This is a genomic window from Microbulbifer mixtoriginis (SeqCode) (assembly GCF_052467235.1).
Map to the genome: position 1 here is coordinate 3,115,830 of NZ_CP174305.1, position 19,418 is coordinate 3,135,247.

Genomic DNA, 19,418 nt, shown 5'->3' on the forward strand with positions numbered 1-19,418 from the left:
TTTGTTCTATTTGGCTTGGGTCCGCAAACTTGTCATATGAAAGCATTGTTTATTAAAAAAAATATTTTTCGATCTGACTTAGGAGTTTGAGGTGGTATTAGTGGGCCTCCATTTTCTTATATGGAATGTTATTGAATGGGGTAGCGTGTTAACGGTGTGAAGCTGAGTAGGGTCCATTTGTGTAATGAGCCGCAACGTAGATGATGGTTGAGAGAAATAGATTTGTCCTTTGCGAATCAGATGGGCGATGCATCTACATAACTTTGTCACTGCTGGTATTAGATTGTCCGGAAGAATTGGGTTATTACACAGGACTTTATGTGGTAATAGGCCTTATTTTATTTGTGACTCATAAGTAACTATCCATACATTAAACTTTTGGAACAATGAAGATTCAAATAGGTCATGCCCATTGCTTTTCAAAAGCACCCCTTAAAACTTCTACTTCGTAAGTACTAAAATACTGCATCACTTGCCTTCTGTTTAGTTGAGGAGGAAAGATAGGTTTACCGCTTTTGGGGGAGTGGGTGGTGTAGATACTTTGTGTTGGTGTTGAGAGGGTGTTAAGGATGTTTGTAAGTATCCACACAAAGTAACAGAGCAATGATCCGCTTAAGAGTTAGGCCCAAAACAATATTTGGCCATATGAGACTAGAAGTGTATGAAAGGCAGTTGCCTACTCTGCGTATTTAGTGATAGATCAATTGACCGTTTTGCTTCAAAAAGGGAGATCTTATTGTAACCTAGCAAGTTATAGAAAAGAGGCTCATATTAAGGTGTCTTGATTTTTGAAGGGTCGTTAGTGATGTTGCAGTTTGTATTGATTCCATCTTGCTGAAATTTTTTAGTTTTTCGGGTCCTTTGGGGTTTTGTAGGGTAAAACGTGGGCTGCTCACCTTGATAGTTTAAGATCTTATTATTTTGTCATGTTAATAAAAAAGGGCCAGTTTTAACTGGCCCTCAATATCATCATAACCTTCTAATTGATTTCTCTTAGAAAGCTACGGTGTACTCACCATAAACAACACGGCCGGTAGCGTCATACAGGTCAGCGTGTTCACCAGGGTACTTGCCACCTCTATCAAGAACAGGATCCTCATCAGTCAAGTTACGAGCACCAATCTTTATTTTTCCAAATGACTGGAAGTCGTAGCTGTATGAAAGGTTCAAAGTGGTCCAGCTGTCTAGCTGCTCACTTTGAGTGGCTAGTCGGAAACCGTCAGTTCCAACAGGTTCGATGAAATCACCTTCGGAATGTTCACCAACATAGTCAACTATTAGGTTCACTGCATGGTTGTCGTAGTTCCAACCTAGTGCAAGCTGGGCACGTAGATCAGGCTGAAGGTTGAAGCCGACAGTCTCCTGTTGCTTGCCATTGTAGAAAGGCATTTGTTCATAAGTGAGGGTGTGGGATACCAGTGTATCAGCGGTAAATTGACCAAAATCAGTCTCTATTAATCCGCTAACTTTTAGGTCCAGGCCAGTGACGCTTAATGTGCCACTGTTTTTGTAAGTAGAATAAACTTCGGCAAAGCCACCGGCTCGGTTTACATAAACGCCATCAGCCTCAGTCATTTCAATGCCGGCAGCTTCAGCATATAGCACGCTTTGTGTGGATGGTTGGGTAATTACATTATCAACCTCTACACTCCAGTAGCCTAGGTCAACATTCCAATTGTCGTTGATCTCGTAGTTTGCACCGATGCTAAAGGTGCTGGACTCTTCGGCTTCAAGGTCTTCATTAGATGCGTAGTAAGTATCTTTTTGCTTTGGAGAGCCGCAATCAGATGGATCATACGCTTCGCCAGCGGCGATGGCAGATTGCTCGCAGGCAACATAATCGACAGCTCTCTCAGCAGAGAAGGTCTCTGGTCCATACAGTTGGTCAAGGCCAGGGGCTCGGAAGCCTTCACTTACTCGGGCGCGCAAAGTGAGGGCGTCCATTACATTCCAAGTGGCGCTCAAGGATGGAGAAACTGCAGAGCCAAAGTCACTATAATCGTCATAGCGTATTGCTGCATTTACTTCTACACCTTCAACTACAGGAATAATAGCTTCAGCAAAAACAGCTGTAACATCACGATCGCCGGAAGAAGAGTTACCGGCGCTACCGCCAACTAGTCCTGCCTCTGAGTGGGAGTCGTACTTGTTTCCATAGTCCACGGAGAAGGCTTCCGCACCAGCGAGCATGGTTACTGTACCAGAGGGTAATTCGAAGGCGTCGAACTGGACATGACCATAGGCCTTAGTCATATCAGTGTAATTGTCTTGGGTTGCAGTATGACGCATCGCTGCAGCACCTTCTTCAGAGAAGGGATCGATGCCTCTAGCCAGAACGTAGTCTAGACCAGGGTAAGAGAGGTAGTAGTAACCGTACTCTTTTACGTCATAGTAGCTTTTCTGTAAGTAGGTCTCGTAACTGACATTGTCATTGATGTCGCCACGGAAGCCAGCAACTATATCATACTGAGTGTCGGTGACGAGATTGTCACGCGTTCCGATATTAGTCCAACGATAATAGCCGGTAAGATTGTAGTTTTCGCTGATTTCACCAGATGCCAATAATGCATCGATATCAAAGGGTACATCGGCATAGTCAGCGGGCATGTTATCACTGGGGTCTTGCCAGTTACCCCATGTGGCGGCGGGAGGTGCAAAGCGGCCAAAGGACTCTACGCGAGAAAACAGCAAGGTAGAGAAAAATTCCATGCTGTCAGTCAGTTGATAGCTTGCATTAACGTAAGTGTTAACTTTGTCGAGCTCTGCCTTGTTGGCTGAGACGTCGCCATAGTTATACATGCAGTAACTGTGCTTGTTCAGATTTGAAGGGGCGCCCCAGTCTGAGTCAGCACTAACTTCGCCAAGGAAGCCGTTACCCGCTGCGCAGCCATTCGCTGCAAGAATTTGGTTAAAGCCAGTCGTTGGATCGAATAACCAAATGGATTTACCATAAATTGAGGCGCCGTCAGTCTCATCGTAGGCTTCAATCTCTCCATCGCCATTTAAATCTTTGGCCCAGGGAGCAGTGTAATCACGATCCTTATCAAAAATCGGATCGCGACGATTCCATTCAGCTGCAACGGTAATATTGCCTCGTTCACCACTCATACCAGTGATTAAAGCAAAGCCTTCTTCGCGTCCATCATCGCGGGAGCGGTCGGCGCTAGTTACTTTGAATTCTAGGCCTTCAAAGTTCTCACGCATAACCATGTTTACTACGCCGGCAACGGCATCAGATCCGTAAACAGCAGAGCCGCCATCGGCCATGATGTCAACACGCTCAATTGCGGCCATGGGGATCATGTTGATGTTGATAGCTGATGCGCCTAGGTTGGGGGAGCCAACCATGCGTCTGCCGTTCAACATAACTAAAGTACGAGACGAGCCTAGGCCGCGAAGGTCAATAGTGGCGTTAGACTGTGCGGAGCTACCAGAGCGCTCACTAAAAGAGCCCATAGAGTTGAGTGGTGAAGTGCGTAGAACATCAGCTACTGTCAGGGCGCCGATGGCATCAATGTCTTCTCTATCGATTGAGACATTCTGGGCGGACTGGTCAAAATTTGTACGCTTAATGCGAGACCCTGTTACGACAACCTCTTCTACTAGGGCTGCGTCTTCTTGGGCAAATACGGGCATAGCAGGAATCATGATCGCCGCTGCAGTTAGCCCCAGGGCCCCCTTTACAGCTGCGGACAGGAGATTCTTTTTCATTGTCAATCCTCTCTTGATCGTTGGATTTATAATCTTTTGTCAAAATCGACGAGTTATGAAAGCAGCTACCCCCAAGTGGCCGCTTCCCTCCCAACATATCTTCTAACGATTGGCGTAAAAGATCCCTCAAAGAAAAATCTCATTTTTTTTCTAATACTTCCTAAAGATCGAATTGACAGGTTTGAGAGGGGTGGTTTGAGCAAACCCATAAAGGAATAGATAGTGACTGGAATTAAAGTTTTATCGAGAATGTACTATACCAGTACCGCCCGGTCATATCGTAGGTGTGGTGGTCAAAATTATTGTCGATTGCTGTAATGGCAAGAGGAGGTGAGGCATTAAGCAGGTTGTGAATCCCGGCTGTTAGTCGAAATTTATCTTTTATATCAAAAGAGAGTTGTACATCATGACTAAACCAACTGCCTATATCATGGGTGGCGATTTTATCGTTGTGAGCGTAGGTTTCCTTAGTGTTGCCGACGAAATGTACAGTGTAGCCGGCTTTCCATCGGTGAGTGCTCCAATAAATTCCTGCGTTGGCTTTAAATTTTGGCAGTGAGCCCGCCCCGCCAGTTGTGATGTCTACAAAAGTGCCTGCCAGTTCCTCTTCGGGCAGTCCTGCGGCTCCTTGATTGAGATAGTTCAGCATATGGCTTATGTTCATAGCCAGTTTGAACTGCCCAAGCTCATCCTGGGGGAGATCATAGCGGAGTGCAACATCGTAACCACGGATGGTTCTGCGGCCTTTATTGATTCTTGTTGCGAGAATTTTGGTGATTTCGCCTTGCTCGTCTCTCAGTACTCTATCGCTGAATAGCCCAGCATAGGCATTTTGCTCAACTAGGAACTGAGGGTTACTGCCAATGACATCTTCCTGTTGGATGTTAAAAATTTCGACTGCAGTACTTAATCCTTCTATTTGCTCCGGTGTCCAGGCAAGGCTGGCTGTTAGGGTTTTTGAAGTTTCAGGCGTGAGGTTGGGGCTGCCTCCAAACTCGGTAAGATACTGAATTCGTGCGCTGTCTGATTGCCCTGTGCAGCCAGTTAAAGTGCTTGCGCTCTTGCTGGTGCAGGGGTCGAAGATAAACTCCTGACTTTGATAGCCTTGCTGATACATATCAGTCAGGGTGGGGGCCCTGAAGCCGCTGGCATAGCTGACCCGTAGATTTAAGTCTTCCAAAGCTTGCCAGCGTATGGCGAGCTTTGGATTGTATGTATTGCCAAAGTCGCTATAGCTGGATAATCGGACTGCCCCATCGAGCCAGAGTTTTTCTTCTTTAATTGGGATTGAGACCTCGGCGAAGGTTTCTTTAATGGTGCGTGAGCCTTGAGTTGCTCCTGGGGAGTGCCCACCAATATAGGAAAGGCCGTTTAGGTCATTCGAGTCGCTGGTCAGGGCTTCATGCCTAATCTCAAACCCTGCTGCCGCTAAAATTTCTCCGGCTCTGGTTTCCCCTAGGGATCCGTCTGAGATAAAGGTGAGAGATTCCATTTTCGTGCGGCTGTTAGTGGTGCTTGTTCCTCGAATAAAATCCAGCTGCTCCTGAGGGATGCTGCCGCTGGGGCCGAGGAGATTGATGGGGGTGCAGTCGTTACTCGAATTACAGCTGGTAGGTCCCTTCAAGCCTTGAGAGAGCGCTAGGGGGTTAATAAGGTTACTGAGTTTTTCAGATTTTTTTGCCCTTTGCAGGGAGGTATTCAATTCCCAGTGCCACTGGTTGTAGACCCCTTTGATTCCTGTGTTGAGTCTCCAGGTGGCTGTGCGGTTTTTTTGAATGCGTGGACCTAGCTCCGTAATGCGCTTCCTAACATCTGTAATTGTTTGATTGAAGGGGTTGTAAATGTTATCTGCTGCTATTGTCAAATCACCGTTATCGAAGCGTGTGAAGACTGGGGAGGGCGCTTTGGTCGACTCTGCAGAGGTGTGTAGACCCATTGCCTCGGCAAATACAAGGAGGTTGTCTGAAAGGTCAAAATTAGCAGATAGGTAAGCAGAGTTACTTTTGAGTGGAGTGATGGCAGAGGTGTAGTCGTTATAGTTGTAGCGATCTTCTAGGGACCAGTCCCGATAATTATTGGAGGTTTGACTGGTCAGAGTGGCACCGTTATCAAGCGCGATAAATCCTTCCGGGGTGGCTGATGAGCGCTTATCTGTGCCACCAAAATTTCGGCTGTCTGCAGACTCAGATAAGTTGCGGTCGCGGCTCATTATTGAGCCTTGGGTGTATTGTGCCAGGTTGAGCATGATATGACCCCGCTCGCCGTGTCTCCCCCAGGTTAAATGGTGGGATTCGGTTTCGCGATCGCCAGCTCCTGATTGCCCATAGTAGCTATCTATAGATAGGCCCTCGAAGTCCTTGCGGAGGATAATGTTGATCACTCCAGCAATGGCATCCGATCCATAAACTGCAGAAGCCCCGTCTTTTAGGATTTCGACACGCTCAACTAAAGATAAAGGAATTGTGTTGAGGTCAGTAGCCTCTCCGTTGTAACCATCTCCAATTATGCGGCGGCCGTTGATCAAGACTAGTGTGTTGCTGGCAGGAAGGTAACGGAGAGAGACGGTGGCTGTGCCGTCATCCTGTTGGCTGACTGAGGTGCTGGTGGAATTTCCCGAAATGGCTGGGAGAAACTTGAGTACATCGGCAACAGTTTGCGCTCCGGTAAGTTCAAGTTGCTCCCGGGTTAGTCTGTCGATAGGAGCATAGCCGTCTAGCTGATAATGGCGCAAATGGCTGCCGGTAAGGCTTTGGCCGGTAACTGTGATTTCTTCAGGTGCTTTGCTGGATTGCTGTTCAGATCGAGGGGTTGACTCCTTATTTGGAGTCACCGCGAAGGAGGTCGGGCCTATTCGATGATAGGAAAATGGAAGGCCCTCTAGTAGTTGTTCAATTGTTGCTTCAAACTGGTTTTGCCCTGTGCTCAGTGTCTGCTTAGGTAGTTGATATAACGAAGCTGAGGAGGTTGGTACCAGAATAGAGACTTGGCACTGCCTTCCCAGAGAAATGAGGGCCTCTGGCAGAGAGCTCGCTGGAAGCTCGATTCTGGGCTTTGGGCACAGTACATCGGCTGCACTATTTGCCGACAGCATGAGTGCTAAAAAAGCTGTAGCCCAGTGCTTTACCGTCAAGAAATTGCCCATTTTTATTGCGCCCAGCAATTTGAATTTAACTGAGCGGGTGTATCTATTGTGTTTGTGGGCGGGGAGTTGGTTATTTGCCTAATAAACGACCGCCATTTGAGACGGTTATAACCTAGTTGTGCTTGGGAGACAAGATAGTCAGGTTGTTGTTGCTGCGGTCCTGCTGAAGGTCCAGGGCAGTGGTAATGGCTTCGAGTGTGTTATCTGGGTCGGATATGGCAAAAGTACCAGATACTAGGCGCCCCTCGATTTGTGGTGCAGCGACAACAGGGGTGGCTAAGTAGCGGTTTAGCTCTTGCAAGGCCTCCTTGAGGGGAGTTCTCTCAAATACCAAGATACCGCGAGTCCAATCTGTCGCCTCTTCCGGTGAGGTGCGCTGGACTTGGGCGAGTCCCTGGTCAGATACGCTGACCTTTTGGTTCTTGATTAGCGTAACGGAGTCGGGGGTTAGGCCTGGTGTTTTCTCTGTTTCACTGACGGAGACTTTACCTTCGGTTACTGATACTCGGGTATTCTCTGGGTTCAGCTCTACATTAAATTCGGTTCCCAGTACGCGGATACTTGCACTGCCTGCGGTAACTGTGAAAGGGCGGGCAGTTTGGCGAGCCACGTCAAAAAAGGCCTCTCCACGAAGGAGTTGCGTTTGTCTTTCCTTGCGGCTAAAGCTGACGCGAAATTCACTATTGGAGTTCAGCTTTACTTCGGACCCATCAGGCAGGCTGATGGTGCGAATCTCACCTAGCTGGGTGATATAAATTTGTTGATCAGTCTTGCCGTTTCCCAGCCATTGCAGGCCAATCCAGACGGCGAGGAATACACCACAGGTGGCGAGTCCGCCACCGATAAACCATTGCGGTAGTCCCCAGTGAATAGGTTGCACTCTTTTCTTTTCTTGAGCTTTTCCATTTTGGGTGTGGGGGCTGGGTACACTCTCAGGGAAAAGTTGGTCGATTGGCATATGGGCGAGGGCACCCAGGTCGCCCCAGAGCTCGACCACCTCATCGAAAGCCTGGCGATGAGCTTCAGAAGCCGACAGCCAAGCCTCGAATACATGCTTTTCCGCGCTACTCATGGCCTCTGAGCGTAAGCGAGCAACCCAAGCACAGGCCTGGTCCAGGCTCTCATCGCTTGTTTGACTTTGGGGGTTGCTGTTCATATTTGCTCTAGTAGTTAAGGGTTAAATAGCGCTTATAAGAGTGGGACTTTGGTCTCAAAATTCAGTGCATCTTACTCAAAACTGCCTGACTTTTGCGATGCCGATGAAGGTAAAGATCTCTCTGCAGAATAATCGCAACGCAACTGCTTCGTATAGCAGCGAATAATTCTGAAAGTGCCTCACTTTTCAGGTTCTGCCAGGATTTAAGCTCCACTCATGCACACTGAGACGGCTAAGGAGGTGCCCCCCTCAACAAAAGTTGATGGGGATATGAAATGAGCCCTAATGGTTTACGGGGAGGAATCCACTTTGCGCCGGCAGGCTTTTAGTGCCTGTAGAATATATTTCTCCACACTACTCACAGAGATGTTCATTTCATGGGCGATTTCACTGTAAGAGAGTCCACGTGTTCTATGCAGCAGAAAGGCTTGTCGGCACTTCAGTGGCAGTTTATCCATTGCCTCATAGATGGACTGTAATTGTTGGCGTGCAGCGAGAACCCGTTCTGGGGACTGGTGATCGGTATGGTCGTTACCGTGAGTCTCCCCCTCTAATGAGACTTGCTGATTGAGGTACTCCACATGCAGCTTGCCTCGACGTAGTTGGTCAACAGCCAGATTGTTTGCGATTTGGTAGAGATAGGCGCGAGGGTTTTCCAACTCCTTTTCATCGCTGAGTTTTTGTAGGCGCAGGTAGGCATGCTGAGCAATATCCTCGGCATCGTCTGGGCTTTTGACAATACGTGCGACAAAGCGTACCAAGGCTTGGCCGTGCTCGGCAAATAGCCTCTCCAGAAGTGTTTTCCTGGCTTTATTCATTGCGTATTGCTTTCCCCGTCCCAGGCTCGCTTTATCATTGTGAATTGTTTGTTCTTAGTGCGAGCTGGCGCAGTTATATCACAAGGTTGGCTTGGGCTACGAGTGGCGCGAAACGATCTCTTGGGATGATAGCCTGCTATTCGCTATGCCTCGTCGTCTATGCCGGTATAATGGCGCCCGCGCCAAAGGCGCTGAGATATAAGTTGGCAGAGGTGTGCCGAGCACCGGAGACTGGATGAGCTATCAAGTACTGGCACGTAAATGGCGCCCGCGTCTTTTTAAGGAGATGGTGGGGCAGGAGCATGTGCTCCAGGCACTTATCAATGCCTTGGATAACGGCCGGCTGCACCACGCCTACCTGTTTGCCGGTACTCGGGGAGTGGGAAAGACCACAATTGCCCGAATTCTGGCCAAATGCCTGAACTGTGAGGAGGGTGTCAGCTCTGAGCCCTGCGGACAGTGCAATGCCTGCAATGAGATAGCCGATGGCCGTTTTGTCGATCTGATTGAGGTGGATGCGGCATCCCGCACCAAGGTGGAGGATACCCGGGAGCTGCTGGAAAATGTCCAGTATGCTCCGACCAGAGGTCGCTACAAGGTCTATCTGATCGACGAAGTGCATATGCTCTCGAACAGTTCCTTTAATGCCCTGCTGAAGACTCTGGAGGAGCCGCCGCCCCATGTAAAATTCCTGCTCGCTACCACAGACCCACAGAAGCTGCCAGTAACTGTGTTGTCCCGCTGCTTGCAGTTCAAGCTTAAGAATATGAGCCCCGAGCGGATTGTCGAGCATCTGCGCTTTGTACTGGGGGAGGAACAGGTGCCTTTTGAAGAAGGCGCCCTTTGGCAGCTAGGCCGCGCGGCAGATGGCAGTATGCGCGATGGTATGAGTCTCACCGACCAGGCTATCGCTTTTGGCGGCGGCAAAATCAGCGAAGCCGAAGTGCGCGGCATGCTCGGTAGTATCGATACCGGCTTGGTGTGGAAACTGCTACATGCCTTGGCAGATGAAGATGCGGCGACGTTGTTTGCTACTGTCGCTGAGCTGGCTCAACAGGCTCCAGACTTTGGCGCCACCCTGGCAGAGCTCTCCGATAACTTACATCGTCTGGCGGTCGCCCAGATTTTGCCCCAGTCGATAGATAATGCCCTAGGCGATGGTGAGCGGCTACGACAGCTTGCCAGTCGTATAGCCCCAGAGAATATACAGCTCTACTATCAAATGACCCTGCACGCTCGCCGTGACCTGCCCCTGGCCCCAGATCCCCGTAGTGGCTTTGAAATGGCGCTGTTGCGCATGCTGGCGTTCCGTCCGCAAGGCGTAGCGACAATTCCAAGGGCAGAACTGCCTGAAACAACTGCTAGTGCGCAAACTCAGACGGCTCTTAGAGAGCAGGCACCTATCGAGCAGGAGAATGCCGTCGAAAAAAAGTCTGAAGTTGTGGTGCCTCAGCATTCTGAGAGTGCCGAGGTTGTGCCAACTCCAGGGCCTCATGCCGAAGCGATAGCGGCTGCGCAGAATGAAAGCCCGGTTCAGAACTCGGTGCCGGCTAGAGGGGATATGCCCCCTAAACTTGAAGAACCCGCGCCCCAGCAGTCTCCATACCATGCAGAACAAGCCGGCGAGTTAGTACTGGGTGTCCAGACTGCAATAGTTGAGCGACCACTAGAGGTACCCAGCGCGCAGCCCTCTGGCTCGCGGGAGGGGGTTCTAGCTGAACTTCGCCAACGCGTAGCGGAAGTCGAGGCCTCCCCCCCTGCGGTAGAAAACCAGGCCCCCACGAGAACGGAAGCGGTTGCTCAGGTTGCTGAAGCACCGCCGGCACGCTTTGATGCCCTTACATCAGGTAGCTGGCCGGCACTCTATAAGCAGTTGGGCGTCAGCGGCATATTGCACTCGATCGCGCAGCATCTGGAGCTAGTGGGGCGCCAGGACAATATACTTTCCTTTACCCTGGACGAATCTTTTAGCAGTCTTTATGACGAGGTGCATCAGCGGCGCCTGGGGGACTTGCTGGGAGACTTTTTCCAGCAGCCGGTTATTGCACAGATTCAGGTGGGGCAGGTACAAGGCAGTACGCCGGCACGTTTGGCTGCGGCGACTCGCGATGCGCGCCTAGCAGCAGCGCGGGATGCCCTTACCTCAGACCCCCTGGTTCAGGAACTTCAGTCCGAGCTGGGCGCTGAGTTAGTGTCAGATACTGTTGAATCCCTGGCGAAGGCGGATTGATAGAGTTTTTGGTTACCCGGCGTCTAACCGGGCTCACACATAATAGAGATAGAGGTTACCTATGAAAGGTTTGGGCGATCTGATGCAACAGGCCCAGAAAATGCAGGCCGACATGCAGGAAAAAATGCAGAAGGTACAGCAGGAGTTAAATGAGCTACGCGTGTGCGGTGAATCCGGCGCGGGTATGGTTAAGGTCACCATGAATGGCCGGCACGATGTTATCTCTGTGGAAATCGACCCTTCCCTGCTGTCCGAAGACAAAGAGATGTTGGAAGATCTTTTGGCCGCGGCAGTGAACGATGCTGTGCGCCGAGCTGAGGAGAAGGCCCAGGAGTTACAAAAGCAGCAGGTGGGTAACCTCGCTTCTGGTATGAATCTGCCGGAAGGCTTCAAGTTTCCATTTTAAGGGGCAGAGCCCGGTTGTTTAGCCTTATATGTTTAGTCCCTTAATCGAAGAGTTGATTCGCGCGCTGCGCTGCCTGCCCAGTGTGGGCCCCAAGTCGGCCCAGCGCATGGCGATGTACTTGTTGGAAAAGGATCGCGACGCTGCAGAATTACTGGCGCGCAGCCTGGCGCAGGCTGTGGAGAAGGTCGGTCGTTGTCAGCAGTGCCGTACATTGACCGAAGAAGCCGTATGCACCCTATGCAACAACAGCCGCCGCGAACAAACCTCTCTCTGCGTTGTTGAAACTCCCGCCGATGTGCTGGCGATTGAGCAGGCTGGTAACTACCATGGCCGCTACTTTGTGCTGCATGGTCACTTGTCTCCGATCGATGGTATCGGCCCCGCAGATCTTGGAATGGACCTGCTGGAATGCAGGTTGGCCAGTGAGCCATTACAAGAGTTGATCGTCGCCACCAATCCCACAGTAGAGGGGGAGGCGACAGCCCAGTACATTGCCGAGCGCGCCAAAGCGCAGGGAGTGACTGTCAGTCGTATTGCCCACGGCGTCCCCATTGGCGGTGAGCTGGAATATATCGACGGCGGTACTCTGGCACACGCCTTCAATAGTCGCACCGCCTTCTTCCCCCCAGCAGAGTAATACCGATGGTTGAAATAGATACTACTCCGCGCTGGGTGGACTCCTGCGAGCAGTTGGCGGCTTTGTGCGCACAGTGGCGACAGCAGCGCGCTGTGGCTCTGGATACCGAGTTTATGCGCAGTCGCACCTTTTATCCTCAGCCGGCCCTAGTACAGGTTGGGGATGGCAGGCACTGCTACCTCATCGATAATCTCGCCATTGAAGACCTGCAACCGTTGCGTGATCTGCTGCTGGATACGGCTGTTACAAAAATTATGCACAGCTGCAGCGAGGATTTGGAGACTCTGGAGCGTCTGCTGGGGGTGATCCCCGAGCCCATTTTTGACACTCAGATCGCTGCGGCGATTAGTGGTATGGGGGCGGGCCTTGGTTACGCCGCTACCGTGCGCGAGCTATTGAGTATTGAACTGCCGAAGAGTGAGACCCGCTCGGATTGGTTGCAGCGCCCTCTCAGTGATGCGCAGAAAACCTACGCCGCACTCGATGTGGCTTGGCTGCCGGTTCTATATGGTGCCTTGCTAAAGCGGTTGCAGGAGCAGCAGCGGGAAACTTGGCTAGTTGAAGACTGCGCAACTTTGGTGGCAACTGCGCGAAGCCCGCAACCCCCTGAGTCCTATTACCAGAAAGTGAAAGGTGCCTGGCGCCTGCGCGGCAAACATTTGGCCGTGTTACAGGACCTTTGTACTTGGCGGGAATGTGAGGCGCGAACCCGAAATATGCCGCGCAACCACCTGCTCAAGGAAAATCTCTGTATGACCATGGCCCAGCAGTTGCCGCGGCATAAAGGCGCCTTGAGCCAAGCTGGCCTCGAGGGCCGTGCCCTGCGAGAACACGGTGATAGGTTGTTGCAGTTGATTTCCCGCGCCCTGGAGCGCAGCGATTTGCCGACGCGTTTACCGCAGCCGCTCAACCGACAACAGGGGGAGTTACTGAAGTTACTGCGTAAAGAGGTCGCGAGTATTGCAGAGCGTGAAAATCTGCCTGCAGAAATCCTAATTCGCAAAAAAGAGTTGGAAGCCCTGGTCCTTGCTCGCGACCCCCAGTTGCAGGGGCGTCTCTGTGGTTGGCGCGCCGAAGTGGTTGGTCGGCCCCTGCTTAAAGCTCTGCGACATTTACGCAAAGAGGAAATGAAGTGAAAGTCTTGTGTGATATTTATCGCAGTCCCAAAAAAGAAGAAATGTATTTGTACGTCGATAAGCGTGAGGGGACTGCGCGGGTACCTAAAAATTTATTGGAGTTGTTTGGCAGCCCCCAGCACGTCACTACCATGCTAATGACTCCAGAGCGCAAACTTGCGCGTGCAAATGCCGACAAAGTCCTGCAAGAGGTACGTGTGCAAGGTTACTATTTGCAGATGCCGCCGGTGGCCGATTCTGAAATGCGTGAGATCGCATTGAAAAACAGCAAACTGCAGCGCTGAGTTAGATTAATGGCACAATTGCCTTTTTGGCGACGTAAAACTCTAGCGCAAATGAGTGAATCTGAATGGGAAGCTCTGTGTGATGGTTGTGGGCGCTGCTGCCTGCACAGCCTGGAAGATGAGGAAACTGGTGAGCTTTACAACACCAATGTCGCCTGCCGTTTGCTGGATACAGACTCCTGTCGCTGTAGCCAGTATTCAAGGCGAAAAGAATTGGTGCCTGGATGTGTGCAGTTGCGGGTAGAGGATATAGACCAATACACCTGGCTTCCGAGCACCTGTGCCTACCGTCGCTTGGCCGAAGGGCACCCTTTGCCGGAGTGGCATCCGCTTGTGAGTGGAGATAGCCAGTCTGTACACAAAGCGGGTATGTCTGTGCGCGGCAGTGTCATCAGTGAGGAGCTGGTTCACCCGGATGATATGGAGGAGCACATCGTCACCTGGGTGGAAGCCGGTTGAGCTAGTGAGGCATAGTCACTCGTTCCTGAACTGGGCGGGAAACATAGAGTAAATAAAAAATGTCTGAAGATTTTCAACTTGCCTGGTTGGTATATACCGGCTCGACACTGGTTTTACTAGCTGCCGGCTGGTGGTTTATGCGCAATTGGCGCTGGAGCTGGCTGCGCCGCACCTTGTTATTGGTCTTGGCTGGTGTACTACTGCTGCCGGTAAAAATACCGGTGGCCGAGTCAGTAGCCATGCCCGTACTACCCCTGTATCTCTACCAGGTATTATTTGAAGAAAATGGGGCTGCACCGGAAGTGACAGCAAATTTGGTATTTGCTGCAGGTGGTGCTTTAGCGGTGATGATTGTGTGGGGACTGGTTTCGCTATTATCTAAGTTTCGTCGCAGTCGCCGCCGTCGTTTCGACGAAGACCCATACTTCAAGGAACAGTAACGGGATTTTTCATCCAGATCTTCCCTCATCACAGGGCTCATCGCAACTGGGCCCACTCACTTTTCTCCCCTTGCTTATCAAAGGCGTTCCTTCCTTTCTCTAGCCTCTCTGTGGATGGTGACAGCTGCTATATCTATTAGGCTGCTTACGCACTTGGCGTGAGGCCAGACGAGCCGGCTTACTGATAAAGACCAATAAACAAGCCCCTGTTGGGAAATCATGGATTGTATTTCCTGAATATCCCAGTGGAGAGGGTTACTTATTGGTAAGCCAGACTCACGACAGATAAAGTTTATAAATTGCCCTTGGCGTAGATTTTCGCCCATTGTTATGGCGCAGGTTGCCAGATGGCTGAGGAACCCTGATGCTCGACCACCTGCTGATTCTCACTGCAGTAATGCTGGTATCGGGCATTCTCGGTGGGCTGGTGAACTATTATCAAATGCTGTTTACGGAGGAGGATCCCGCCGGCCTTGCTCGCTGCCTGATTATGGGATTGTGTGGTGCCTTAATGGTGCCAATCTTCCTGAAGTTTACCCAAAGCGATTTACTGATCGAAATCCAAGGCGACCCTTCGCGGCTTTTGATTTTTACCGGTTATTGTCTGCTTGCCGCTATAGCTTCCCGCATGTTCGTGTTTAATGCTGCGCGTCGCCAGCTGCGCGATGCCAGTATCGCCCGTGCTCGAGTGGAAAATATGGAGCAGGAACTGCGCACTATGCAATTGGAAATGATGCCTTTGCTGGAACATGAGATAGAAGGGGATCTGGAGCAGGGGCCGGTGCTGGATTTCAACCAAATTCGCAAGCTGGACGACAATGCCCTGCAGGTACTCAATCTGCTAAATGACGGTGAGTGTGTATTCCGCTCCCTAAGTGGTATGGTGCAAGATAGTGGTATGGAGACCAATTCTATTGCCCGTGCCCTTAACAGCCTGCTTGTATTAGAAATGGTGGGCAAAATCCACAGTCACCTGGGGATTCGCTGGTATATCACCGGTAAGGGGCGCCAAGTAGTACACCGCCGCAGCACTCAGATGGCTTGAGCCATAGTCGATAACCCCCTTCATTTAGTCTCTACTCGGGCTGGTCATCCAATTTGATCGTTCCCGCCTCGCCACCCGCCCCGCTGTTCAATTATCATTCGCTAAATCTGAAGATAGCGTGATGACAGGATTGGAGTAAGCATGAAATTTACCGGTACCGATAGCTATGTAGCTACCGAAGACCTGCAGATGGCGGTGAACGCAGCCGTCACCTTACAGCGCCCTTTGTTGATCAAAGGCGAACCGGGCACCGGCAAAACACTGCTCGCGGAACAGGTTGCCGAGAGCCTTGGAATGAAATTGATCCAATGGCATATCAAATCTACCACTAAGGCCCAGCAGGGACTTTATGAGTACGATGCGGTATCCCGCCTGCGCGACTCCCAGTTGGGGGTGGATAAGGTTCACAATATTGCCAATTACATCAAGCGCGGCAAGCTGTGGGAATCCTTTGCTGCGGAAGAGCGTGTGGTACTGCTGATCGATGAGATTGACAAAGCGGATATCGAATTCCCCAACGACTTGTTGGTGGAGCTGGATCGAATGGAATTCTTCGTTTACGAAACCGGAGAAACTATCAAGGCCAAACACCGCCCCATTGTCATTATTACTTCGAATAATGAAAAAGAACTGCCGGATGCCTTCCTGCGCCGCTGCTTCTTTCATTACATCAGCTTTCCCGACCGCGATACCATGCGCAAAATTGTCGATGTCCATTACCCGGAAATTAAAGGGCAACTGGTCGCAGAAGCGATGGATATTTTCTTCCAGTTGCGCGAAGTACCGGGTTTAAAGAAGAAGCCTTCCACCTCAGAGCTGATTGATTGGTTGAAGTTGTTGATGGCCGATGATATTCCGGAAGAAGTACTCAAGAATCGCGATAACAGCAGTGCCATTCCTCCACTGTATGGCGCCTTGCTGAAAAATGAGCAAGATGTGCATATGCTCGAACGCCTGGCGTTTATGGCACGTCGTGACAACCGCTGAGCAAGCCTTGTGCCTTTCATTAGGGGTAAACTTCTGCCCCTGATGATGTTCCGCTCGGTACCACTGAGCATTTTTTCCCATTGCTGACTGCGAATTACTATGCTGATTGGCTTTTTCCTGAATTTACGTCGCTATAAATTACCGGTATCCATCACCGAGTTGTTGGCCTTGCTGGAGGCTTTACAACAGCGCCTGGTTTTTGCAGATCTGGAGGAATTTTATTTCCTCGCTCGTGTCTGTCTGGTGAAGGATGAAAAACATTTCGATAAGTTCGACCGCGCTTTCGAGGCCTATTTCAAAGATTTGGAAACCCTCGACGATATCGTTGAGCAAATGATCCCGGAAGACTGGCTCAGAGCGGAATTCCTCAAGCAATTAAGCGAAGAGGAAAAGGCTAAAGTCCAAAGCCTGGGTGGTTTGGAAAAGTTGCTGGAGGAATTCAAAAAGCGTCTCGAAGAGCAGAAAAAGCGCCACAGTGGCGGCAATCGCTGGATAGGCACCGGTGGCACCAGCTCCTTTGGTAACAGTGGCTATCACCCTGGTGGTATTCGGGTGGGAGGGCAGGGACGTAATCGCTCGGCATCCAAGGTTTGGGAGAAGCGCCAATTTAAAAATCTGGATGACAGTATCAGCCTGGGAACTCGCAATATCCAAGTGGCTCTGCGCAAGTTGCGTAAATTTGCCCGCACTGGCGCAGCAGAAGAGCTGGATTTGAATAACACCATTTCTTCCACTGCGCGCAATGCGGGTTTGTTGGATATTAAGATGGTGCCAGAGCGGCACAACGCAATAAAAGTGCTGATCTTTTTCGATGTGGGCGGTTCTATGGACCCTTATGTGCGTGTGTGTGAAGAGTTATTCTCTGCCTGCCGCTCAGAATTTAAGCATTTGGAGTATTTTTATTTTCACAACTTTGTCTATGAACATGTGTGGAAAGACAACCAGCGGCGCTATAGCGAGAATACGTCTCTGTTGGAAGTACTGCGTACCTATGGCAAGGACTACAAGGTAATCTTTGTCGGTGATGCCTCTATGGCACCCTACGAAATTACCAGCCGTTTCGGCAGTGTTGAGCATATGAATGAAGAGCCGGGTGCAGCCTGGATGGAACGTATCACCGATATTTACCACAATCTGATCTGGCTAAATCCGGTTGATGAGGAGTATTGGCAGTTTACGCCCAGTATCGGCATGACCCAGCGTCTAGTGGATGGCCATATGTATCCGATGACCCTTGAGGGATTGGATCGGGCGATTGCCTATTTAGTCAAAGGCCGCTAATAGCGGCGTCAATGAAGGTTCCTTGCAAGAAGCTCTAATCTAAGGAGTTTTAGGCAAGGAATTATCCGCAGGCGGCACACTCCTGTGCCGAACTACCCGATAGATAATTTTAGAGTTAATCAAGTACTACTCTTTATTACCGCTGAAGTGTTTGGGTGGCGTTCCCTCGTGATCAGCAGTGATGCTGATTTCTTCTCTGGTGGTTTCGCCCACTGTAACATGCACCTCTTCTGCACCGTGCATCCAATCCACTAGTTTTTCACGAATCAAATACAAAATAAAACCGGCCACTATGGCAGTTAGTGCGACACCGCCGAAAGTGGCGAGTGGTCCAGAAACCCCCACTAATTTACCGATCTCTGCCGCCCCTTTGTTGGCGATACCAATAAAGGCAAACCAGAGTCCCATCATCAGGGATAAATAACGCAGGGGAGATAATTTGGTTACCACAGAAAGTCCGATAGGTGACAGGCAAAGTTCACCAATGGTGTGAAAAATGTAGGCGAAAATTAGCCACCAGATGCTTGCTTTAATGGTCTCGGAGTCGCCGATTTGTAGTGCCGCGCCGCACATAGAGAGAAAACCGATTCCGAGAAAAACTAACCCCAAGCTGAATTTAGCCGGTGAACTCGGCTCGCGATCTCCCATACCTACCCAGATAGAGGCCATAATCGGTGCGAGGATAATAATAAACAAGGGATTGACCATTTGTAGCCAGCTGGCAGGAATTTCCCATCCAAAGAAATTCAGGTCGGTGCGGTACTTGGCAAATAGATTCATTGACCCGGCAGCTTGCTCAAAACCAGCCCAAAAAACCACGATAAACACACCCAGAACCAGAATGACTTTAATGCGATCCCGCTCTTCCTGTGTGAGGGGGCGGTGTTTATTTTCCTCCTCGTCTTTTTTATTTTTCAGTTCCAGATGAGCGGAGGGTTCTACGCCTATTTCTCCCAAGTAGCGTTTGGCTTGAGTCATTTGCAGAATCAGGCCCAGCAACATACCAATGCCTGCAACAATAAAGGCGAGCTGGTAGTCCACCTTTTCCCCAATCCAGCCTACGACCAAATAACCGAGAATTGAGCCCAGGTTGATCCCCATATAGAAAATAGTAAATGCGGTATCGCGGCGGTGGTCCCCCTCTTCGTAGAGATCCCCGACCATAGTGGAGATGTTCGGTTTAAAGAAACCATTGCCGATAATCAGTAGGGCCAGCCCCAGCCACAGCATGTAAATCTCACTACCGTCTGGTAGCCAGGTATGAGGAAAACCCAGGGAGAATTGCCCCAGCATCATCAGGGTACCGCCAAACATGATGCAGCGGCGCTGCCCCCAGCGATTGTCAGCCATCCAGCCACCGATAATGGGGGTCAGGTACACCAACATGGCATACCAGCCCAGATAGCTCAGGGCTTTGGACTGCAATTCAGTATCGGTGAGCTGTTCCCAGCCAAAGACTGCGGCAGTGGCTGTGGAAGTCAGGTAAAAGACAAAAATACCGCGCATGCCGTAGTAGCTGAGACGTTCCCACATCTCGGTGCCAAACAGCAGAAACAACCCTTTGGGGTGGCCAAACAGCTGCCCGGCGCTGGCGGGGGGCTTGGGCTTGATCTCTTGCATAGTACTGCTCGCAAGGTGTGACCCTAAGGCGCAGCACTGCCACCAAAAGCAGTGCGCCTGTGAAAA

General features: G+C 50.5%; 15 protein-coding genes. 10 read left to right on the forward strand and 5 right to left on the reverse strand.

All coding sequences use genetic code 11. The annotated features are described in order from the left end of the window. Positions 1-993: 993 nt before the first annotated feature. The 4 genes from ACJJIO_RS13690 to ACJJIO_RS13705 form a co-directional block, all read right to left on the reverse strand. Positions 994-3,711, reverse strand: coding sequence for a TonB-dependent receptor plug domain-containing protein (locus ACJJIO_RS13690; protein ID WP_444908771.1), 2,718 nt, complete (start codon positions 3,709-3,711; stop codon positions 994-996). Between the two features lie 232 nt (positions 3,712-3,943). Next, entirely contained in the window at positions 3,944-6,853 is a 2,910-nt protein-coding gene (locus tag ACJJIO_RS13695) for a TonB-dependent receptor (RefSeq protein WP_444908772.1), read from the reverse strand. A 112-nt stretch (positions 6,854-6,965) separates the two neighbouring features. Next, complete coding sequence (locus ACJJIO_RS13700) at positions 6,966-8,009, reverse strand: FecR family protein (protein ID WP_444908773.1); 1,044 nt, start codon at positions 8,007-8,009, stop codon at positions 6,966-6,968. A 290-nt stretch (positions 8,010-8,299) separates the two neighbouring features. Next, a complete protein-coding gene (locus ACJJIO_RS13705; protein WP_252084678.1) occupies positions 8,300-8,827 on the reverse strand; it encodes an RNA polymerase sigma factor in 528 nt (175 codons plus the stop codon). A gap of 235 nt (positions 8,828-9,062) precedes the next feature. Between ACJJIO_RS13705 and dnaX the strand changes: the two genes are divergently transcribed. The 10 genes from dnaX to ACJJIO_RS13755 all read left to right on the forward strand — a co-directional run bounded on the left by dnaX (position 9,063) and on the right by ACJJIO_RS13755 (position 17,732). Further along, positions 9,063-11,057, forward strand: coding sequence for a DNA polymerase III subunit gamma/tau (gene dnaX, locus ACJJIO_RS13710; RefSeq protein WP_444908774.1), 1,995 nt, complete (start codon positions 9,063-9,065; stop codon positions 11,055-11,057). Positions 11,058-11,118: 61 nt separating this feature from the next. Then, the gene (locus ACJJIO_RS13715) at positions 11,119-11,463 is read left to right on the forward strand and encodes a YbaB/EbfC family nucleoid-associated protein (RefSeq protein WP_152451685.1); all 345 of its coding nucleotides are present in this window, start codon (positions 11,119-11,121) and stop codon (positions 11,461-11,463) included. 28 nt (positions 11,464-11,491) lie between these two features. Then, positions 11,492-12,100, forward strand: a complete 609-nt coding sequence (gene recR / locus ACJJIO_RS13720) for a recombination mediator RecR (protein ID WP_444891255.1) — start codon at positions 11,492-11,494, stop codon at positions 12,098-12,100. Between the two features lie 5 nt (positions 12,101-12,105). Then, entirely contained in the window at positions 12,106-13,236 is a 1,131-nt protein-coding gene (gene rnd / locus ACJJIO_RS13725) for a ribonuclease D (RefSeq protein WP_444908775.1), read from the forward strand. Beyond that, entirely contained in the window at positions 13,233-13,520 is a 288-nt protein-coding gene (locus tag ACJJIO_RS13730; protein WP_252084682.1) for a YcgL domain-containing protein, read from the forward strand. Before rnd ends, ACJJIO_RS13730 begins: the two co-directional genes overlap by 4 nt. Before the next feature lie 9 nt (positions 13,521-13,529). Then, positions 13,530-13,979, forward strand: a complete 450-nt coding sequence (locus tag ACJJIO_RS13735) for a YcgN family cysteine cluster protein (protein WP_444908776.1) — start codon at positions 13,530-13,532, stop codon at positions 13,977-13,979. Between the two features lie 59 nt (positions 13,980-14,038). Then, entirely contained in the window at positions 14,039-14,419 is a 381-nt protein-coding gene (locus ACJJIO_RS13740) for a hypothetical protein (protein WP_252084684.1), read from the forward strand. Between the two features lie 364 nt (positions 14,420-14,783). Continuing rightward, positions 14,784-15,464, forward strand: coding sequence for a YEATS-associated helix-containing protein (locus ACJJIO_RS13745; RefSeq protein WP_252084685.1), 681 nt, complete (start codon positions 14,784-14,786; stop codon positions 15,462-15,464). Positions 15,465-15,605: 141 nt separating this feature from the next. After that, entirely contained in the window at positions 15,606-16,451 is an 846-nt protein-coding gene (locus ACJJIO_RS13750) for an AAA family ATPase (protein WP_252084686.1), read from the forward strand. 99 nt (positions 16,452-16,550) lie between these two features. Further along, on the forward strand, positions 16,551-17,732 hold the full coding sequence (locus ACJJIO_RS13755) for a vWA domain-containing protein (protein WP_444908777.1): 1,182 nt from the start codon (positions 16,551-16,553) through the stop codon (positions 17,730-17,732). A 126-nt stretch (positions 17,733-17,858) separates the two neighbouring features. On the opposite strand, the gene ACJJIO_RS13760 is transcribed toward ACJJIO_RS13755, so the two are convergent. Further along, on the reverse strand, positions 17,859-19,352 hold the full coding sequence (locus tag ACJJIO_RS13760; RefSeq protein ID WP_444908778.1) for a peptide MFS transporter: 1,494 nt from the start codon (positions 19,350-19,352) through the stop codon (positions 17,859-17,861). Between the last annotated feature and the right edge of the window lie 66 nt (positions 19,353-19,418).